Source organism: Mycobacterium paraffinicum (assembly GCF_001907675.1).
GTDB lineage: Bacteria > Actinomycetota > Actinomycetes > Mycobacteriales > Mycobacteriaceae > Mycobacterium > Mycobacterium paraffinicum_A.
Map to the genome: position 1 here is coordinate 63,717 of NZ_MPNT01000024.1, position 19,888 is coordinate 83,604.

The 19,888-nt window shown below is 61.4% G+C and carries 15 protein-coding genes; 10 read left to right on the forward strand and 5 right to left on the reverse strand.

Translation table 11 applies throughout. The annotated features are described in order from the left end of the window. Window positions 1-292 precede the first annotated feature (292 nt). The 6 genes from BRW65_RS22045 (at window position 293) to BRW65_RS22070 (ending at window position 12,861) form a co-directional block, all read left to right on the forward strand. Window positions 293-1,867: a type I restriction-modification system subunit M gene (locus tag BRW65_RS22045; protein WP_073878257.1), complete on the forward strand. Its 1,575-nt coding sequence runs from the start codon at window positions 293-295 to the stop codon at window positions 1,865-1,867. Then, the gene (locus tag BRW65_RS22050; protein WP_073878258.1) at window positions 1,864-3,093 is read left to right on the forward strand and encodes a restriction endonuclease subunit S; all 1,230 of its coding nucleotides are present in this window, start codon (window positions 1,864-1,866) and stop codon (window positions 3,091-3,093) included. Before BRW65_RS22045 ends, BRW65_RS22050 begins: the two co-directional genes overlap by 4 nt. After that, window positions 3,090-6,188 (forward strand): type I restriction endonuclease subunit R, encoded by a 3,099-nt coding sequence (locus BRW65_RS22055; protein WP_073878260.1) that lies wholly within the window; start codon window positions 3,090-3,092, stop codon window positions 6,186-6,188. Before BRW65_RS22050 ends, BRW65_RS22055 begins: the two co-directional genes overlap by 4 nt. A gap of 290 nt (window positions 6,189-6,478) precedes the next feature. Further along, entirely contained in the window at window positions 6,479-9,238 is a 2,760-nt protein-coding gene (locus tag BRW65_RS22060; RefSeq protein ID WP_347876636.1) for a TrlF family AAA-like ATPase, read from the forward strand. A 521-nt stretch (window positions 9,239-9,759) separates the two neighbouring features. Further along, a complete protein-coding gene (locus tag BRW65_RS22065) occupies window positions 9,760-11,859 on the forward strand; it encodes a DUF262 and DUF1524 domain-containing protein (protein WP_073878264.1) in 2,100 nt (699 codons plus the stop codon). A gap of 126 nt (window positions 11,860-11,985) precedes the next feature. Then, entirely contained in the window at window positions 11,986-12,861 is an 876-nt protein-coding gene (locus tag BRW65_RS22070) for an SMP-30/gluconolactonase/LRE family protein (protein WP_167374080.1), read from the forward strand. Here the strand turns inward: BRW65_RS22070 and BRW65_RS22075 are convergent. Together BRW65_RS22075 and BRW65_RS22080 are read right to left on the reverse strand one after the other, a co-directional pair. Beyond that, window positions 12,858-13,706, reverse strand: a complete 849-nt coding sequence (locus tag BRW65_RS22075) for an SDR family NAD(P)-dependent oxidoreductase (protein ID WP_073878268.1) — start codon at window positions 13,704-13,706, stop codon at window positions 12,858-12,860. The two genes, BRW65_RS22070 and BRW65_RS22075, sit on opposite strands and share 4 nt — an antisense overlap. 103 nt (window positions 13,707-13,809) lie before the next feature. Continuing rightward, entirely contained in the window at window positions 13,810-15,075 is a 1,266-nt protein-coding gene (locus tag BRW65_RS22080) for a hypothetical protein (protein ID WP_244168167.1), read from the reverse strand. A 203-nt stretch (window positions 15,076-15,278) separates the two neighbouring features. Between BRW65_RS22080 and BRW65_RS22085 the strand changes: the two genes are divergently transcribed. Then, window positions 15,279-15,836 carry a TetR/AcrR family transcriptional regulator gene (locus BRW65_RS22085; RefSeq protein ID WP_073878270.1) on the forward strand — a complete coding sequence of 186 codons (558 nt, stop codon included), beginning with the start codon at window positions 15,279-15,281 and terminating at the stop codon, window positions 15,834-15,836. Here the strand turns inward: BRW65_RS22085 and BRW65_RS22090 are convergent. Both BRW65_RS22090 and BRW65_RS22095 read right to left on the reverse strand, forming a co-directional pair. Further along, entirely contained in the window at window positions 15,833-17,002 is a 1,170-nt protein-coding gene (locus tag BRW65_RS22090) for an acyl-CoA dehydrogenase (RefSeq protein ID WP_073878272.1), read from the reverse strand. The genes BRW65_RS22085 and BRW65_RS22090 overlap by 4 nt on opposite strands. Window positions 17,003-17,061: 59 nt before the next feature. Next, window positions 17,062-17,475, reverse strand: a complete 414-nt coding sequence (locus BRW65_RS22095; protein ID WP_073878274.1) for a DUF6636 domain-containing protein — start codon at window positions 17,473-17,475, stop codon at window positions 17,062-17,064. A gap of 103 nt (window positions 17,476-17,578) precedes the next feature. On the opposite strand from BRW65_RS22095, the gene BRW65_RS22100 reads away from it, so the two are divergent. Further along, window positions 17,579-18,007 (forward strand): hypothetical protein, encoded by a 429-nt coding sequence (locus BRW65_RS22100; RefSeq protein ID WP_073878276.1) that lies wholly within the window; start codon window positions 17,579-17,581, stop codon window positions 18,005-18,007. Here BRW65_RS22100 and BRW65_RS22105 read toward each other — a convergent pair whose 3' ends face one another. Then, on the reverse strand, window positions 18,008-18,217 hold the full coding sequence (locus BRW65_RS22105) for a three-helix bundle dimerization domain-containing protein (protein ID WP_073878278.1): 210 nt from the start codon (window positions 18,215-18,217) through the stop codon (window positions 18,008-18,010). A 118-nt stretch (window positions 18,218-18,335) separates the two neighbouring features. On the opposite strand from BRW65_RS22105, the gene BRW65_RS22110 reads away from it, so the two are divergent. After that, entirely contained in the window at window positions 18,336-18,962 is a 627-nt protein-coding gene (locus tag BRW65_RS22110; RefSeq protein WP_073878280.1) for a TetR/AcrR family transcriptional regulator, read from the forward strand. Then, complete coding sequence (locus BRW65_RS22115) at window positions 18,959-19,615, forward strand: enoyl-CoA hydratase-related protein (RefSeq protein ID WP_073878282.1); 657 nt, start codon at window positions 18,959-18,961, stop codon at window positions 19,613-19,615. The genes BRW65_RS22110 and BRW65_RS22115 overlap by 4 nt, the downstream gene beginning before the upstream one ends. Window positions 19,616-19,888 lie beyond the last annotated feature (273 nt).

Here is a 19,888-nt window from a genome sequence, read left to right on the forward strand (position 1 = left end):
CAAGAGCTCAATAGCCGCTAGCCGCACCCGGCCGCGCGGCAACGCTTCGGCATAGCAACTCACAGCTTGAAAGCCGTGTCGAAATCCCGATACTTGTCGCACTATCAACATAGGCTTCTATCTGCGCTGTTCCGCCAAAGCTCCTAATCGCTTTGACCTGCGAGAATAGTGTCTGCTCCAGCCATAATTGAAAACGATTAGCAATAACGCGGTCCTACGGCAAGGGGATTCACTTGAACATGAGAGAACCGACGACCGCCTCCCCCGCCAACCTCAGCACGAGGGTCGTGTGATGGTAGCGGCTCCTGCAACAAAGGAGGCTCAGCGCGCCGAGCTCCACAAGACGATATGGCGCATCGCTAACGAGCTCCGCGGCAGCGTGGACGGCTGGGACTTCAAGAGCTACGTGCTCGGCATGCTCTTCTACCGCTTTATCTCCGAGAACCTCACCGCGTACCTCAACGAGCAGGAGCGTGCAGCCGGACAACCCGACTTCGACTATGCCGCGCTCGGCGACGCAGACGCGGAGTTCGGCCGCGAAGAGACAGTCAAGGAAAAGGGCTTCTACATCCTGCCATCCGAGCTGTTCGCCAACGTCCGCAAGCGCGCCGGCAAGGACGAGAACCTGAACGAGACGCTTCAGAAGGTCTTCAAGAATATCGAAGGTTCGGCCGTCGGTGCCGACAGCGAGGACGATCTCAAGGGCCTCTTCGACGACCTCGACGTCAACAGCGCGAAGCTCGGCAGCACCGTTGCCAGGCGCAACGAGAGGCTCGTGAAGCTGCTCGACGCTATTGGCGATCTGAACCTCGGTGACTTCAGTGACCACGCCATCGACTCGTTCGGCGACGCCTACGAGTACCTCATGACCATGTACGCGTCGAGCGCCGGCAAGTCCGGTGGTGAGTTCTTTACACCGCAGGAGGTTTCGGAGCTGCTGGCTCGCATCACGGTAGTTGGTAAGAAGTCGGTCAACAAGGTGTACGACCCAGCCTGTGGATCGGGCTCGTTGCTGCTGAAATTCGCCAAGGTGCTTGGTAAAGACAACGTGCGCCGAGGCTTTTTCGGCCAGGAGATCAACCTGACCACCTACAACCTGGCACGCATCAACATGTTTTTGCACGACGTCAACTTCGAAAAATTCGACATCGCGCACGCCGACACGTTGACCGACCCGCAGCACTGGGATGATGAGCCCTTCGAGGCGATCGTGTCCAATCCTCCTTACTCGATTAGATGGGCCGGGGACAGCAACCCGCTACTCATCAACGACCAGCGCTTCGCGCCCGCTGGCATACTCGCCCCAAAAAGCAAGGCCGACTTGGCGTTCACCATGCACATGCTTAGCTGGTTAGCCGTGAACGGAACGGCGGCGATAGTTCAGTTCCCGGGAGCACTCTTCCGTGGCGGTGCGGAGCAGAAGATCCGCAAGTACCTCGTCGACAACAACTACGTCGACACGGTAGTTCAGCTCCCTCCAGATCTGTTCTTCGGCACAACGATCCAGACCTGCATCTTGGTGCTCAAGAAGTCGAAGAAGGACACTGCTGTGCTTTTCATCGACGGATCGCATGACTGTAAACGCTTCGGCAACAAGAACAAGCTCCTGCCAGACCACCAACAGCACGTCATTGATGCTTTCACGATGCGTGAGGATGTAGACCACTTCGCTCGGCTCGTACCAAGCAACGAAATCGCCGATAACGATTACAAGCTCACACCAACGTCCTATGTCGAGAAGGAGAACTCTGGCGAAGCTATCGACATCACCGTGCTAAACGCCGAAATAGCCGAGATCGTCGCGCGCCAAGCCGAGATTAGGGAGCGGCTCGACGCAACCGTTGCAGAGCTGGAGAGTGCATCTTGAGCCGCATCGGCGACCTAAGCGAGCAACTGTGCCCCGACGGCGTTCCATACAAGGTGGTTGGGGACATCGCAACTGTAGTTCGAGGTGCGTCGCCGCGACCGATCCAGAAGTTCATCACAGATGACGAAAACGGTGTTCCCTGGATCAAAATTGGCGATGTTCCAGCTGGTGGCAAGTACATCACCAGGACCGCGCAACGGATAACCGGCGACGGTGCTGTGAAGTCGCGTCGTGTGTATCCCGGCGACTTCGTGCTATCCAATTCGATGAGTTTCGGACGTCCCTACATCTCGAAGATTGAGGGCTGCATTCACGACGGTTGGCTCGCGATCAGTGACTTCAGTGAGTCGTTCCTGCCCGACTTCTTGTATCACTTGCTGGGATCGCCGCGGATACAGAAGGAGTTCGGCCGTCGGGCGGGCTTAGGTACGGTTCAGAACCTTAATGCTGACATCGTCAAGGCTGTTGCTCTTCCAGTACCGCCTCTTGAGGTGCAGGGAGCGATTAGCGATGTGCTAGACCTCTTCGGTTCTCTAGGTGTGAAACTAGAGGCTGAACTACAGGCACGCCGACGCCAATACGTCTATTACCGCGATTCTCTTTTTCGCTTCTCGAACGCGACCGGCGTTGAGCGGCACCCGCTAGGTGATGTTGGTCAGTTCATCAGAGGGCGGCGATTTACTAAAGATGACGTCGTCAACGTCGGCATCCCGAGCATCCACTACGGCGAGATTTATACGCACTACGGGGTTGCCACCGACTCGGTCATCTCGCACGTGCGGAATGAACTCGCCGACCAACTTCGCTACGCCCAGTCTGGCGATGTTGTGTTTGCGGCTGTCGGCGAGACCGTCGAAGATGTTGCAAAGGCTGTTGCCTGGCTTGGCGACGCGCTTGTGGCAATTCACGACGATACGTTCTTGTTCCGGAGTGAGCTGAACCCGAAGTACGTCTCTTACTTCGCACAGACAGCTGATTTTCATGGGCAGAAGAACAAGTATGTCGCGCGGGCTAAGGTGAATCGGCTTTCCGGCGAAAGCCTTGCGAAGATCGAGATACCCGTGCCGTCACTCGAAGAGCAGAAAAGGGTTGTCGACATCCTCGACAAGTTCGATGCTCTCGTAAGCGACTCGTCGGGTGGCCTGGGCGCTGAGATAAATGCTCGTCGTAAGCAGTACGAGTACTACCGCGACCGTCTGCTCACATTCGAGGAGCTGCTGACATGAGTGACGTAAAGCATTATGAGCCAGTTGCTTTCAGTGACCAAAGCACGGTCGTCGCCGAGTACGTACCGGATGGCAAGGCCGCGACGGAGTACCAGTCCGAAACCCAGCTCGAAAATGAGTTCATCAAGATCTTGCGGTCGCAAGAGTACGAGTACCTTCCGATCAAAACCGAGCTGGATCTCATCGCGAACCTGCGCAGCCAGCTTGAGGCGTTGAACGGCATCACGTTCAGTGACTCCGAGTGGAAACGCTTTTTCACGGAGAAGATCGCCGGTGCCAACGAAGGTATCGAGGACAAGACCGTTCGTGTCCAGGAGGACTACGTCCAGCTCCTCACGCGCGACGACGGCTCGATTAAGAACGTCAAGCTCATCGATAAGACGAACATTCACGACAACAAGCTCCAGATCATCAACCAATACGAAGTCGGCCAGAGTGAGGGTGCCAAGCACGCCAATCGCTATGACGTGACGGTTTTGGTCAATGGCCTTCCGATGGTGCACATCGAGCTCAAGCGCCGCGGCGTCGACATTCGCGAGGCCTTCAACCAGATAAACCGCTACCAGCGCGACAGTTTCTGGGCCGGATCCGGCCTATTCGACTATGTGCAGCTCTTCGTCATCAGCAACGGCACTCTGACGAAGTACTACAGCAACACCACCCGTCGCCAGCACATCAGCGAGGCGGCCGGCTCGAAGAAGGCAAAGAAGACCAGCAACTCGTACGAGTTCACGTCATCGTGGGCGGATGCCACCAACAAGCCGATTCAAGACTTAACTGCCTTTGCGACGACGTTTTTCGCGCGGCACACGCTCCTCAGCATCCTGACGGAGTACTGTGTGCTGACCGCCGACCGGATGCTCCTGGTGATGCGTCCGTATCAGATCGTTGCCACCGAACGCATCCTGCAACGGATCGACATCTCGACCAACTACAAGCAACTCGGAACTTTGTCCGCCGGTGGCTACATCTGGCACACCACCGGTTCGGGCAAGACCCTGACGTCATTCAAGACAGCCCAGCTCGCCTCGAAACTCACCAGCATCGAAAAGGTGCTCTTTGTGGTCGACCGAAAGGATCTCGACTACCAGACTATGCGCGAGTACGACCGCTTCGAGAAGGGCGCGGCGAACTCCAACACATCGACCCGCGTGCTGAAAAAACAACTCGAAGATCCGAGCGCCAAGATCATCATCACAACCATCCAGAAGCTCGCGACCTTCATCAACGCGCCTGCGAACAAGAACCATGCGATCTTTAACGGGCACGTCGTGATCATCTTCGACGAGTGCCACCGCTCGCAGTTTGGCGACATGCACACGGCGATCACCAAGGCGTTCAAGCGGTACAACCTCTTCGGTTTCACCGGCACGCCGATCTTCGCCGTGAATGCAAGAACTGGAGGCAACGCGCAGCTACGGACAACGCCTCAAGCGTTCGGGTGCTACTGGCACGGTGATCCGCGTAACTGTCCGCCTGAGCCGCATCCAACGGCGGCACACACCTACACCATCGTCGACGCCATTAACGACAAAAACGTCCTGCCGTTCCGCATTGACTACGTCAATACCGTAAAGATGTCGGAGGACGTAGCCGACGAAAAGGTCTCGGCCATCGACACCGAGCGGGCGCTCCTGGCGCCAGAGCGCATCCGCCAGGTCGTCGAGTACACGCTGGAGCACTTCGACCAGAAGACGAGACGCCAAGAGAGCTATTCGCTCGGTGAGCGACGCGTGCGTGGCTTCAATGCCCTCTTCGCGACCGCCTCGATTGAGGCCGCGCGCATGCACTACAACCAGTTCGCCATCCAACAGGAAGAGTTGTCGCCGGATAAGCGCCTCAAGGTCGGGTTGATCTACTCCTACGCCTCCAACGAAGCGGTCGAGGACGGCGCACTTGATGAGGAAGAGTTCGAAACCGACCAGCTCAGTTCGTCCGCCCGTGACTTCCTCGAGGACGCGATTCAGGACTATAACGACCTCTACGGCACGAGCTTCGATACTTCCTCGGACAAGTTTCAGAACTACTACAAAGATCTGTCACTACGGCTGAAGAACCGCGAGATCGACGTAGTCATCGTGGTCAACATGTTTCTAACTGGTTTTGACGCCACGACGCTCAACACGCTGTGGGTCGACAAGAACCTGCGTGCCCACGGCCTCATCCAGGCGTACTCGCGCACCAACCGAATCCTGAACTCGGTCAAGACTTATGGCAACATCATCAGCTTCCGTGACCTTGAGGAAGAGACCAACGACGCCATCGCGCTGTTCGGCAACAAAGACGCCGGCGGCATCGTGTTGCTCAAGCCGTACGCGGACTATTACACCGAGTACACCGAGAAGGTCACTGAACTGCTGCAGCAGTTCCCGCTGGGTACGCAAATTGTTGGTCAGAGCGCACAGAAGGAGTTCATCGCGCTGTTCGGCCAAATCCTGAGGCTGCAGAACATCCTCGTTTCGTTCGATGAATTCGTTGGCAACGAAATCCTGACCGATCGCCAGGCGCAGGACTACCGCAGTGTCTACCTCGACCTCTACGCGGAGTTCCGGAAGGACAAGGATGCCGACAAAGAGTCGATCATCGACGATGTCGTCTTCGAGATCGAGCTCATCAAGCAAGTCGAAATCAACGTCGATTACATCCTGATGCTCGTGCAGAAGTACCGCGACGCGCACGGTGACGGCGAAGACAAGGAGATCCGTGCCGAGATCAGCCGGGCTGTCGACGCCAGCCCGAGCCTCCGCAACAAGAAAGACCTCATCGAGGACTTCGTCGACTCAATCTCAGCCACTGGCGAAATTGACGAAGAGTGGCGCGAATACGTCGCTTCCAAGAAGGCCGAGGAGCTCAATCGAATCATTGATGAAGAGGGTCTCAAGCCAGAGGAAACGCGCAAGTTTGTCGAGACTGCCTTCCGCGATGGCGCTATTCAGTCGACTGGCACGGCCATCACCAAAGTGCTTCCGCCCGTTAGTCGCTTCGCTGCCGGAGGTGGCCATGGCGAGAAGAAGCAGCGCGTCCTAACCAAGCTCGGCGCATTCTTCGAGCGCTTCTTTGGACTGAGCTCAAGCGAAGCGCAGGCTGATGACTAGCCGCAACGGCGCCGCCGCCGTTCTGGAGATGGACGACGTTGCCCGTGCAGAGGCCGCGTGCGAACTGGTCACCACTGTCCGCGCAATAGCGACCATCGACTGGAACCTCAGGGACAGCGGGGAGGCTGCCATGCCTTCCAAAATCCGGCGCATCTCGCAAACGACGACTACCTGCCGGCCTGGGGGGAGAAAGCGATCCAACTTGTGCTGCAACAGGCCAAGCTAGTTCCAGCCGAGTTTGAGGCGCAGGAAGACTGGGGGGAGCGTCTACTAATATGACGGTCCGGCGAATGCCTCGTGGATCGGAGTGGCGGAAGTGGGACCTACATCTCCACTCTCCAGGAACCAAGCTCGGGGACGGTTACGGCGCACCACCTGATCTCGACCGGTTCTGCCGAATGCTTGAGGAGTCTGATGTCCAAGTATTTGGCATTACTGATTATTTCAGCGCAGACGGGTTCCTTGCAGTGGCCAAGCATTACGGCGAACTATTCCCGCAGTCCGAGAAGGTGCTGCTGCCCAACATCGAGTTGCGCTTGAATGAGACCGTCAACGGAGAAAATCAGGACGTCCACATTCACCTCCTCCTGCGACCAGACGTTTCTGAGGAAATGGTGACGAAGCTTCTCTCGGAGCTGAAGACGACTACAACCGATGCCGGCGGACGTCACCTGAGGTGCACTGAACTCCAACACCGGGCGCAGTTTGAGCGCGCAACGGTGACTCGCAAGGACATTCACGATGCGATTACGGAGACATTTGGTAGCAAGGCGGTGCGAGACGACAACGTGCTGGTGCTCGTGCCTTCTAACAACGACGGCATACGCGCACGCAGCGGCCAGCGCCGAAGAGAAAACCTAGCGGATGAGATTGACAAGTTCGCGGACGCCATCTATGGAAACAGTCGGAACGTCGCCTACTTCTTGCGTAACGACCGTTATGGGAACGGGGCGCAAGAGTCCAAACCCAAGCCAGTCTTCGCATGCTGTGACGCGCACTCATTCGAACAGCTTGAGCTATGGTTGGGCAAGACGGTGGAAACCCAGGACACGCGCAAGGAAACCACCTGGATCAAGGCCGACCCGACTTTCGAAGGGTTACAGCAGACGCTCGTAGAGCCGGAGCATCGTGTCCGAATCCAGACATCAAAACCGGATGCGAAAGAGCCCTATAAAGTCATCTCAGCTGTGCACTTCGATGGCGGAGGATTTCCGGCGACCATCGTCCTAAACCCGAACCTCGTATCGATCATCGGCAGTCGATCATCAGGCAAGTCGGCCCTGATGGCCTACATCGCCCATGCAGTAGATCCCGGGTACACGGTAGGACAACAGATTGCAAGTGGGTTGATGCAGGATGGAAAGGCTGGACCCGCCGCGGCATTGACTTGGGAAGACGTCTCCGACATCGCTTGCACTGTTGAGTGGGCAGATCCGGCCGTGAAAGAAGGCAAGATCATCTACATTCCTCAGAATTCGCTGTTTGCGGTGAGTGAGCGGCCCGATGAAATCACTGCGAAGATTCAGCCAGCGCTCTACCGGATGGATTCTAATCTGAAGACGGCACACCAGCGCATGCAGGCCGACACAGAATCGAGCCAATTGATCATCAGCGATGCAGTTGATGAATGGTTTCGGCTGGCCGATCGAATCGCTGACGCGCGAAGTGAGCTTCGTGACCTTGGTGATCCTGCCGCGATCGCGTCAACTCGTGACGACCTAGCCGCACGTGTTGCGAATCTCCGCGCAGCTTCCGCGTTATCTCCGGATGATGTTGAAAATTACCAACGCTTGGTAGATCAGTTAGCAGCCAACTCCTCTCGACGCGCAGCCATCCGCCAAGAGACTGCCGCGATTGCACCGTACCTGTCGGCGACTGATAGCGACTACGTGACGACAGGGGTCTCGGCTGAGGTTCGGCTAACTCCGTTACCTGACGTCTTTCCGCAAAACCTCGAGAGTCAGCTCACTCGAATTGTGGCGGAAGCTGTGGCGCCGCTGAGACAGTCAATCGACGGCGCAATCATTGGCTACCAGCGCGCGTTGGGCCAGGAAGCGAGTCAGCTAGAAGAGGAAGAACGGTCGTTGCGAGAAGCCAACGCCGACTTAATCGCCCGAAACCAGTCGAACGTGGAGCTTGAAGAGGTAGTCAAAGCGCACAAGCGCCAGGAGGAACTACTTAACAAGGTTACTTCAAAGCAGAAGAACCTCAAGGAATTATTGGCTACACAGGACGCTCAGGTCGAAGCGATACGGACAGAGCGCGCGGTGCTCAGCAAGCACATTGAGGAATTTGCGATGCGGTTCCGTTCAAGCGACCGCACCCTTGATGGGATGGAGTTCGGCATCGAGTATGAGGTGACAACAGAGGCGTTGCAAGCGGTGTCACAGGGATTTAATCGACAAGAGAACACTCCGTACTTCGAGCGATCCTCTGAACTTCTCAAAATCGAATCGGTGTTGGCCGACCCTGCTGCGTTCTTGAAGAGCCTGCGGGACGGAACCCAAAAGGTGCGCATTGGTAGCAGTCTCCCTCATCTTGCGGCGAGAGCCCTGATGATCGCCCCTGACGTGAGATTCATCGCGACGCTGGAAGGGGACCGCATCGGTGGGTTCGAGCGATCCTCGATGACTCCGGGTAAACAGGCTCTGTTCGCGCTCAGCCTCATGCTTAATGAGTCTGATGAGGCATGGCCTCTCTTGATCGACCAACCCGAAGACGATCTAGATAGTCGATCGATCTTTGACACGATCGTGCCCTACCTCGTCCAGCGCAAGCGTGACCGTCAAATCTTGATGGTCAGCCACGATGCAAACCTGGTTGTGGGTGCTGACTCCGAGCAAGTCGTGGTCGCAAACCGCCACGGGAACGATCGCCGGAATCGTGATGACAAAGCATTCGCCTACATGACCGGGTCACTAGAACATACCGCCCCTGAGGTTGCGAGCGACTATGTCCTGGAGTCCTGCGGAATAAGAGAACACGCCTGCAAGATCCTCGACGGGGGCGAGACGGCATTCCAGAAACGACGCGACAAATACAAAATCTAGGATGCATCCGGTGGAGAATGCACGCGCGCCGATCATTACTGTGGATGATCACTCGCCGATCGTGCAGCGCCTTCTAGAGTCTGTCTTCCCTGTTGCCGAGTGTCGCGGCGACGGCGCGGATGGAAAGTCGGTCATAGACGTAGAGTCGCGCGGTTGGATTTTGTTCTGCCGTCGGTCGCGGCAAGTCGTGGTGCTTTGTCGATTCGCTTGACGAGCCGTCTCAATCCCTGTGTGTCGTAGTTGAATAACCTCTTCGCAGGCCGGACCCAGGGCAGACATAATTTCGTTGCCTCGGTGGCGGCCAGATCGGCTACCTAAGCAAGGCAGTCAAACTAGCTTTCGATGCGTGAGTGCGAGCAAAGCGAGGGGAGACCGTCGCGTATCAGCTGGTGGGGTAGGTGAGCGGGGTTCTTGCACTAATAGAACACGCGCCAGACGGGGTCGACGGCTGCGGCCGTCCTTCGGTGGGCGGCGGCGAGTGCAATTAAGCTGAACGGGTCGCTGAACCAGATGGGGGTTTCGTGAAGGCTGTTGACTCGCACTTGCTGACGCTGCTCAAGAAGAGCAGTCAGTTTGTGGTTCCGATCTACCAGAGGGTCTATTCATGGCAGAGGTCGGAGTGCGAGCAGCTCTGGTCGGACATCTTCAGGGCCGGCAGCTATGAGAAACTTGGCGCTCATTTCACAGGCTCGATTGTGTATGTGGCCAAGGATCAATCCACCCTCACCTCGTCCCAACCCGACCTCATCATCGATGGGCAGCAGCGCATTACTACGGTCACGTTGCTTCTTGCAGCTCTGGCTGACCGGCTCGACAAGCTGCCTGAGGCGGAGCGCCAGCCATGGGAAGGTTTCTCTCCGAAGAAGATTCGCAACCGCTACCTGCTCAACGACGATGAAGAGGGAGAGCGGCAATATAAGCTCATCTTGTCGCAGAGTGACAAGGATGCGCTGCTGGCTGTGATTCAAGGCGTGGAGCCAAACGGCGATGCACCCACACGTGTGATTGATAATTACCGCTTCTTCCGCGAGAAGCTCGCCGATCCGAAGCTCGACCTTGCCGTGGTATGTCGCGGTCTCGACAAACTTGTCGTTGTCGATGTGACGCTGACGAGGAACGTCGACAATCCGCAACTGGTCTTCGAAGCGATGAACTCGACCGGTAGAAAGCTCTCGCAGGTAGATCTAATTCGAAATTACGTCCTTATGGATCTGCCGCCGAAGGAGCAGGAGAAGCTCTACGCGAACTACTGGCGGCCGATGGAACTCGACTTCACTGATTCGGTTGAGAGCCGGTTCGACGAATTTGTACGCCATTACTTGACTGTAAAGACAGGTGAAATCCCTCGGCTAGGCGATATCTACGAGGCTTTCAAGGATTATGCGATTACATTGAGCGCCGAAGGCGGAACAATCGAAACCTTGGTCATCGAACTTCGTCAATACGCCCGACGCTACTGCGCGATGGCGCTCGGTGTTGAAAAAGACGAAAAGCTACATCGTGCATTCAAAGACCTCGATCAGATCAAGGCCGAGGTGGTATACCCGTTCCTGCTTGAGGTGTACAGCGACTACGAACTCAGGACTATCTCCTGCGACGACTTCCTCGAGATCGTACAGATGGTCTCGTCCTACGTCTTCCGCCGCGCCGTGTGTCGTGTGCCGACAAATTCGCTCAACAAGACATTTGCTGCGTTTCACTTGTCGATTCGCAAAGGCCAGTATCTCGAAAGCGTGAAGGCGCACTTCCTTGGCTTGAAGAGTTACAGAGCGTTTCCTAGTGATGGAGAGTTCCGGACGGCCCTTGTGACCACAGACCTCTACAACTTCCGGCGACGCTCCTACTTCTTACGCATGCTCGAGAATCATGGCCGCAAGGAGCACGTGACGATCGAGGACTACACCATCGAGCACATCCTTCCGCAGAACGAAAAGCTTTCAAAGGAGTGGCAAGCAGCCCTCGGGGATGATTGGCAAGCGATACAGCAGAAGTACGTTCATAGCTTGGGCAACTTGACGTTGACGGGATATAACTCAGAGTACTCCGACCATCCGTTCGTGACTAAGCGCGACATGAAGGGCGGGTTTAAGGAAAGCCCACTCCGACTCAATAAAGGCTTAGGTCAGTTAGAGACTTGGAACGTAACTGAAATCGAGGCGCGCGCTGAACGTCTCGCGAAAGATGCCCTCGTGATCTGGCCGCGACCCGAACTACCCGAGGAGATAATCGCGCAGTATCGCCAACCGAGAACTGAATCGGGCTTCACGATTGAAGATCATCCCTACCTCTTATCGCCTGATCGACGCGATTTATTTGAGCGCTTGAGTAACGAGGCGCTATCGCTTGACCCAGCGATCACCAGGCAGTTCCTCAAGCTGTATGTGGCTTTCAAAGCCGAGACGAACTTCTTGGATGTGGTCCCCCAAAAGGCAAGACTCCGCCTGAGCCTCAACATCCCGATCGATTCGCTGCATGACGAACGTGGAATGGCCGAAGACGTCAGCCGAAAAGGCCACTGGGGCAACGGGCCTACAGAGGTCGCCTTAGACGAGAAAGCCGACTTCGGCTACGTCATGGGACTGGTCCGACAGGCTTACGAGTACCAGATGGGCGGAGACTAGCTCCGAACGGCATTTGGCTGCACAAGTCCACGAAGGGCATCGATGAGCGGAACTGACGAGACCACCATCGCGGTGACCGGATTGCACCCCGTCGGGCGCGGCGTGCAACGCCCGGAACATGTTGTGGTGGCCGGCGATGGCCGGGTGTTCGCCTCCGATAAGGCTTCAGCCGTGGCAGAACTCGTTGATGAGCACACAGTCCGGCATATCGGACGGGCGGGCGGCGAGCCAAACGGGATCGCGCTCGACGGCAACGGCCACTTTCTGATCGCCAATTGGGGCCTGGGTGTGCTGCAGGATCTCGACGCGGCGACTGGCGAGATTACGGCGGTGTTAGGCGACCAACTCGACGGACGCCCGCTGCGGTGGCTGAACTTCGTTCTGGTGGATTCCGTTGACGCGCTGTGGTGTTCGGTGAGCACGATGGCGGACGACCTTTTGGATACCATTGCGCGCGGCACCGCGGGCGGGTTCATCTTTCGCGTCGCACCGGATCGCCAGTCGGCACGAGTGGTCGCCGACGCGGTGAGCTTCCCGAACTGCATGGCGCTGGATCGCAACGAGGACTACCTGTATGTTGTCCGCACGCTGGCCGCCGACGTGGTGCGGTTTCCGATCGCAGGCGAAACGCTCGGCCCCCAAGAGCCATTCGGTCCGGCGCTGGGGGAGCGGCGCCCCGACGAGTATGGCCCCGACGCCGGCCGGCACCTGGGCGATCCGGAGGTCGGCAAAAGATGGGGGATGGCAGACGGGTGCGCGTTCGACGCCGAGGGAAACCTCTGGGTGACACTGGTTCTCGCCAACAGGATCGTCGCGATCAGCCCGGATGGCCGGGCGACAACCGTGATCGAAGACCCCGAAGGTGCACTATTAAACGGCCCGACCAGCATCGCCTGGGGCGGGCACGACATGCGCGACATCTACATCGGCTCGATCACGGTGCCCTACGTGCTCAAGGGCAGAAGCTCGGTGCCGGGCCTGCCGCTGATCCATCAGCGTTAACCGCCCGACGGCCCGGGCCTCATGAAGTCCGGCAACGCCGCCTCAGGGTCCAAAGGGATCATCGACTCGCCCAGCCCCCACAGCTGCCGAATGGTGGCGCCGCCGTCCACGACGAGCGTCTGACCGGTGATGCGGGCGGCCAGCTCGGAGGACAGGAACAACGCGGCGTTGGCGATGTCATGCGCGCGGGGCGCCGCCAGCGGGTTGATCCCGTTGACGGCAAACTCACCGGGCGGCTGGTCCTCGTTGCCGGACCCAACGTTGCCCGGTGCCACCGCATTGGCGCGAATCCCGTACCGGCCCAACTCATCCGCGAAGGTCTTCACCAGCGAGATGACGCCGGCCTTGGCGGCGCCGTAGGCGGCGTGGTAGGTCGCTGACGCAATCCCGTCGACCGACGCGATCGCCACCAACGAGCCGCCGCTGCCCTGGGCGATCATGTACCGCGCCGCGGCCTGAAACAGGTAGAACACCTGAGTCAGGTTGTAATGGATTGCCGTATCCCACAATTGGGGCGTGAAGTCCTCGACCTTCGACCAGGTCGCGCCACCGATGATGTCGACGCACACGTCGACACCGCCCAGCGCCGCCTCGACATCGTCGATCGCCCGACCGACCTGCTCGGGGTCGGTCATGTCGGCGACGATCGGGACGGCGTGACCGCCGTGGCCGACGATCTCCCCGGCAATCTGCTCCGCGCGGCCTTCGTCGATGTCGACGCAGGCCACCGAGGCGCCCGCGTCGGCCAGGGCCAGCGACGTGAACCAGCCGTGGCCCGCGCGCTCGGGGATGTAGCCCGCGCCCGACACCACCGCCCGCTTGCCCGAGAGCCCCAAATCGATCACGCCGACCTCCTGTGCGGGCCGAACGCCGTTGATGGTCGACGGCCGTACTGGTGGAGTATCGAGGCGGCCTCGAGCACAGTCAACGACGACGCGCTGCGCGGAGTCAGCACGCCGGCTGGTGTTCCTCGAGTTCGGTCGCCGCAGAATGTTCCCCGCCACGTCCGCCCCGGAACGGCTCGACCGCATGCGCGCCCAACCACACGAGCCCTCGGCCCACGCCCACAAGTGCGTGCCCGGTTACGCCCCCGACGGCCCCGAGCGTGGCTAACGCGGCATCCAAAACGCTTGGGATGTGGAAGTCCTCCCACGTCTCGACCTGGTGCTGGCGGGCCTTCGCGAAGCGGTCGAGCTCGTCGCGCACGGCGCCGCCCTGCTTGGCCAGCTCCCGCACCGCCCAGAACCGGAAACCGTCAACCGCCTTGGACTTCCCGAACCGGTCGAGGATCTCCTTGGCGCTGCGGTAGATGTCGAGGTCCTCGCGCAGATGATGGTCGACCAGCCCGCGAGCCTCGTCGATCGCCCGCAGCAGCTGATCGGGCTCCGTGGCCTCGATGCGCGCGAGGTTCAGCCGCTGCCACTTGTGCAACGCCTCCTCGGCGATCACCAGCAGGCTCAGGGTGTCGCCAAGCAGGTTGTCGTCGATGGCATTTCGCAGCTTCCCGGCGCGCTGTTGCACACCCAGCGTGTGGTCGAAGGACGCCAGGATGCGGCTGACATGGTTGCGCAGCTGCTCGACGGCGACGTTGAGCGCCGGCCCCAGGGCGGCCACCGAATCCCAGTACGCATCGGGCAGCGACCCGTACTTCTCCAGCGAGTCGACCATCCGCGAAACGGTCACGCTGTTGCCCAGGACGTCGCCGGCGCGCTGCGCCCGGGCGACCTCGAGCACCGCCTCGACCTTGTCCTCCACCCGCCGGACGGCGTCCTCCACCTCGGTCACCGCGGACTTCAACGCCATCTGCACGGCCAGCATCTGCGCCGAGAGCATCACCTCCGGCCCGAGCAGTTCGGGCCGCCAGTGCAGCTGCGCCAGGAGCTCGCCGGCGTCGGCGCCCGTCGTCAACCGGAAGAAGCCGTCGGCGACGGGAACCAGGTTGCCTTCCCTGAGCGCGTCCACGGTGTCGCGGTGCAGCTGCACGTACTTGCCGGAGTCGGCCAGCAGCGAGGCGAGCCCGGCGATCGCCGCGTTCGCGAGCGAGGCGCTGTCGATGCCGGCGACCCGCATGGCCTGGCCGGCCGTCGCGCGCAGCCGGGTCAGATAGGACTCGACGGCGGCAGGGTCACCGCCCAGCAGGAGGGACTCGTCGTGCAACGACACCACAACCTCGTCGGCATCGATCGCCGCCGGCCGCTCGGACACTTCGGTCACGGCACCCCCTGATCCTTCGGCCGAGCAAAACGGCCAAGAGTTAACAGGAATTTCTCGGCTAGCAAATCCGGACATTACACGCATGCGTTAGCCATGCCCACCGGTTCGCCGCGTGTTCGGAAGGAATTCACCGGGGAACACGGCGCCGGGCGCGGGACGCACCTCACCCGGCCGGACCGGGCCCACCCGTAACCTTGCAGCTTGTGACCCCGCGCAAGCCCCCTCGCCTGACGGTCGAGGACTGGCTGCAGGCGGGTTACGCGCTGCTCGCCGAGCAGGGGGTGCGCGCCCTGAAGATCGAGCGCCTCTGCCAGCAGGCGGGCGTCACCCGCGGCAGCTTCTACTGGCACTTCCAAGACATGGACAGCTATCGGGCCGCGCTGGTCGACTCGTGGAACACCTTCCTGGAAAAGGACCGCCAGTCGCTGGCCGAACTCGACGCGCTGCCACCCCGCGAACGCCTGTCCGCGATGATGACCTCGCTGACCAGCCCGGGGCACTGGACGCTGGAACGCGCGATGCGCGAATGGGCGCGCACCGACCCGGCCGCGGCCGCCAACATCCGCGCCGCCGACCGGCGCCTGCTGCGCGCCGTCACCAAGGCCTACAGCGATTACGGCTTCAGCCTCGAGGACGCCAAGCTGCGCGGGCAGCTGACCTTCGCCGCCGGCATCGGGCTGCTGCACCTGGCCGGCTCGGCCCAGCAGGCGCAAAAAGCCTCGCAGCGAGAAGGATTCCTCGAGCTGATGCTCAAGGACTAAACCATCGCGATCGGGGAAATCTTGGCGCCAATCGCCAACGCGCCGGCCAACTCTCGGCTGGTGTCGTAGTCGAACACCACATGCCCGGCCGCGATGTCCACGTCGCGCTTGAAGCGCTGCAGCGGGTTGGACAGGAACTGCGCGCTCGCGCCGGAGGCATCCAGCAGATCGGCGATGACGGCCCGGCTCTCGTGCACCGTATGGGCGGCGGCCAGCCGGGCGTGGGCCCGCACCGAGCGGGTCACCCGCTCGCCACGCGCGACGAGGTCTTCGATGCCCTCGGCGGTCTCGTCGACCATCGCCCTCAACGCCCGTAGCCGCACCCGCGCGCTCGCGAGCCGGATCTGGGCGGTGGGCTGATCCTTCTGCGCCACACCGCTATACGCCAGCACGCGCATGCCCAGCCGCTCGGCGAACAGCTCGGTCACCCGCTCGGCGGCGCCGAGCACCGGCATCGACGCCACCAACGCGAGCGCGGGCACCATCGGCCACCGGTAGGTCGGCGCGTCATGGGCCCGCGCGCCCGGCGCCGTCCCGGCATAGATGTCGGCCACCGAGACCATGCGGTGCTCGGGCACGAGGACGTCGGTGACGACGACGTCGTGGGAGCCGGTGCCCCGCATCCCGGCGGTGTGCCAGGTGTCGGCGACCTCGACCTGGTCGGCGGGCACCAGCACCAGCGCCGGATCGATGCGGTCCGGCCGCTCGACGAGTGCCCCGACTATCACCCAGTCCGCGTCCATCGCGCCGGTGGCCCACGCCCACCGGCCGGTCAGGCGCACCCCGCCGTCGGCCGGGGCGCCGCGGCCGGTGGGGGCCAGGGGAGCGGGCGCCAGCACCGGTCCGGAGGCGAACACCTCCTCCTGCACCCGCATGTCGAACAGTGACAGCAGCCAGTTGTGCAGGGCGTAGAACCCGAGCGTCCAGGCGCTGGACGCGCACCCGTGCGCCATCCGCCGAATCGGTTGCAGCAGTTCGGGAAACGGCGCCTCGACGCCGCCGAAGCGCGCCGGCAGCAACAGTCGGAACAGGTCGGTCTCCTTGAACTCGCTGACCGTCGCCGCGGGCAGCCGACGCAGCCGCTCGGCCTCGTCGGCGCGCTCGGCCAGCCGCGCGACGAACCCATCGGTGATCCCGTACGCCGGGCGTGCGTCGACCGCGGACATGGCGCGACGGTACCATACTATTTTGTACGGTCGCGTAAGGGGTTCGAGCACAACGACTCTCAGCCGAGGTCGTAGGAGTCGCGCGACACGCGGAAGTAGTGCCCGGTGCTGCTGTCGGTGCACGTCATGCCCGACGGCTCGCTGTCGCAGGTGAGGGTGCCCGCGGAGAGGGTCTGGCCGTAGTCGAGCGTCTGCTCGCCAGGGACCCGCAGGGTGTCGCCGTGGCAATGGATGGCGGCCGGCTGACCCTGGTCGAGGACGAAGCGGTTGCCCCAGGCGAGATGCTTACCGCACTCCGGTGGCGGCGGTGGCTGGTAGTCGAAATCGCTGATGTCGCACGCGACTCCCGGGCTGCCCAGAACGCAGTAGATGTTGCCCGACGGGGACTGGAAGTTCAGGGAGTCGGCGCGTGCGATAGCGGGCGTCGCGGTGGCGGCCACGACCGCCGCGATGACGAGCGCATGCCTGATCATTTGCTGAGCGTAAGCTCGGACCTCGTGGGCCGGGAGTGGTAAGCCGGAAATAAGTTTGCGAGACGACCTTCACCCGGCCGCCCGAGAGGGCTACAACTGCATCATGGGCGCGAAAATGATCGCCGCGGTCCCGGTTCTGGCGGCCGCGACCGTGGCGGGCCGGGCGCACGCGGACCCGTTCTTCCACTTCCAGTCGCCCTCGGGCGACGTCACCTGCGTGATGGCGCAGTTCGAGGGCATCGCGCCGCGCGCGTCCTGCGGCGTCACCGACCCCGCCTACGTGATGCCACCGCGCCCGCAGTCCTGCATGGGGGCATTCGGCGATCAGGTCGACATCGTCCAGGGCAGCTGGCCGGCTATGGTCTGCCACACGGACACCACCCGCGACACCGGATTGCCGACGCTGCAAGTCGGCGACACCCGATCGGTGGCTTCACTCACCTGCAAGAGCGAACCCGCCGCCGTCACCTGCACCGACTCCAGCACCGGTCATTTCTTCCGCCTCTCGCGCGAGGCCTTCAACTTGAAGTAGCTAGTTCGACCGCGCTCGCAGTTGCTCCCGGGTGTGCTTCTCCACGAACAGCGGAACGAATTCGCGGACGCGGCTGTACGTGAACCGCGCGCGTTCTTCGCGGATGACGGCGTCGACGACCTCCGAAGGGATATGCGGGAACTCCTCGACGAGTTGCCGCTCGATATCCGCCAACAGCGCCTCTTCGTTGACCTGCGTGACCTTACCCATGAGCACCGGGTTCCCGACGGCCCCGCGTCGTCAAACGGGTCCTCGCCGCTATCGCGTTAAGTGGTTGCTGCGATCACGTAAACCTATAACAGAGCGGACGCTCTGTTACTATGACCGAATGCCGCGCCCCCGCGTTCACGACCAGGACCAGATCCTGGACGCCGTCGAACGGCTCGCGGTGCGGTCAGGGCCGGCATCGGTCACAATCCGAGCCGTCAGCGACGCGACCGGCGTCTCCAACGGTGCGCTGTACCACACCTTCGGCTCGCGGGCGGGACTCGTCGGGCGCGCTTGGCTGCGTGCAGGACACCGATTCCTCTGTGCGCAAAGCGAATCGATCGACGCCGCCCCCGAGGGGGACGGCGTCGCCGCCGTGGTCGCGGCGGCCGAGGCGCCGGCCGTCTTCGCCGAAACCCACACCGAGTCGTCGCAACTCCTGTTGACGGTGCGCCGCGACGAGCTGCTGGGGCCGGACATGCCGCCCGACATCGCGACGCAGCTGCGTGACCTGGACCGGTCGCTGGTGGAGACGATGATCCTGCTGGCCCGCCGCCTGTGGGACCGCACGGATGCCGCGGCCGTCGACGTCGTCACCACCTGCATCGTCGACCTACCGACCGCGATCCTGTTGCGCCGCAACCGGATCCACGAACCCGACGCGCGCGAACGGCTGCGCGCCGCGGTCACAGCCGTGCTCGACGTCGGGGAGCCCCGACGCAGGACCAGAGAAAGGGCAACGACATGACACCGACATTCAGCTGGGACGACAAGATCGCGATTCTGCACCTCGGCGACGACGAGAACCGGTTCTCGCCAGAGTTTCTCGACGCGATCAACGGGCAGCTCGACGAAATCCAACAGGCGGGCGCGCAGGGCTTGGTCACCACCGGGGGCGGCAAGTTCTACACCAACGGGCTGGATCTGGACTGGCTGGGCGCGCACGCCGACCAGACCCAGGCCTACGTCGGGCGGGTGCAGGCCCTGCTGGCCCGCGTCCTCACCCTCCCGATGCCGACCGCCGCCGCGGTGACTGGGCACGCGTTCGGCGCCGGTGCCATGCTCGCCATGGCCCACGACGTGCGGGTGATGCGTGCCGACCGGGGATTCTTCTGCTTCCCCGAGGTCGACATCCGCATCCCCTTCACCGACGGCATGGCCGCGCTGATCCAGGCCAAGCTCACGCCCCGCGCCGCGGTCGCCTCGATGACGACCGGGCGGCGGTTCGGTGGGCAAGAGGCCGCCGAATTCGGCATCGTCGACGCGACCGCCGCCGAGGCCGACGTGACCGCCGCGGCGACCGACCTGCTGCGCCCCCTGGGCGGCAAGGACGCCGGCACACTCGGCGCGATCAAGAAGACCATGTTCCGCGAGCCGGCCCGGGCGCTGACCGACGTCTGAGCCCGCGTGACATTTGCGTTAACGCCCAACTGATTTCGCTCACCGTCGTGAACCAAACGCCTTCGGCGGCCGTCTGCATTGTGTCGCAGTTCCCCAAAGACGCTTGGAGACTTGGTGATCGCAACACAGTTGATTCGGCCCATTGGGGGAACGTCCCCGGGTGTGGTGTAAGTAGCGGCGTGTCGGTGCCGATGTAGAGGGGCCATCGCGTGAGTCTCTGTGGTGAAACGACCAAGGATCACTACCGAGAGGAACATCGCGATGGCCCTGGAT

What these genes read in the sequence shown, in the direction of transcription:
- BRW65_RS22095 (WP_073878274.1), bottom strand. Translation starts at nt 17,475, where the DNA reads ATGATCAGGCATGCGCTCGTCATCGCGGCGGTCGTGGCCGCCACCGCG.
- BRW65_RS22100 (WP_073878276.1), top strand. Translation starts at nt 17,579, where the DNA reads ATGGGCGCGAAAATGATCGCCGCGGTCCCGGTTCTGGCGGCCGCGACC.
- BRW65_RS22060 (WP_347876636.1), top strand. Translation starts at nt 6,479, where the DNA reads ATGCCTCGTGGATCGGAGTGGCGGAAGTGGGACCTACATCTCCACTCT.
- BRW65_RS22105 (WP_073878278.1), bottom strand. Translation starts at nt 18,217, where the DNA reads ATGGGTAAGGTCACGCAGGTCAACGAAGAGGCGCTGTTGGCGGATATC.
- BRW65_RS22090 (WP_073878272.1), bottom strand. Translation starts at nt 17,002, where the DNA reads ATGTCCGCGGTCGACGCACGCCCGGCGTACGGGATCACCGATGGGTTC.
- BRW65_RS22045 (WP_073878257.1), top strand. Translation starts at nt 293, where the DNA reads ATGGTAGCGGCTCCTGCAACAAAGGAGGCTCAGCGCGCCGAGCTCCAC.
- BRW65_RS22055 (WP_073878260.1), top strand. Translation starts at nt 3,090, where the DNA reads ATGAGTGACGTAAAGCATTATGAGCCAGTTGCTTTCAGTGACCAAAGC.
- BRW65_RS22115 (WP_073878282.1), top strand. Translation starts at nt 18,959, where the DNA reads ATGACACCGACATTCAGCTGGGACGACAAGATCGCGATTCTGCACCTC.
- BRW65_RS22110 (WP_073878280.1), top strand. Translation starts at nt 18,336, where the DNA reads ATGCCGCGCCCCCGCGTTCACGACCAGGACCAGATCCTGGACGCCGTC.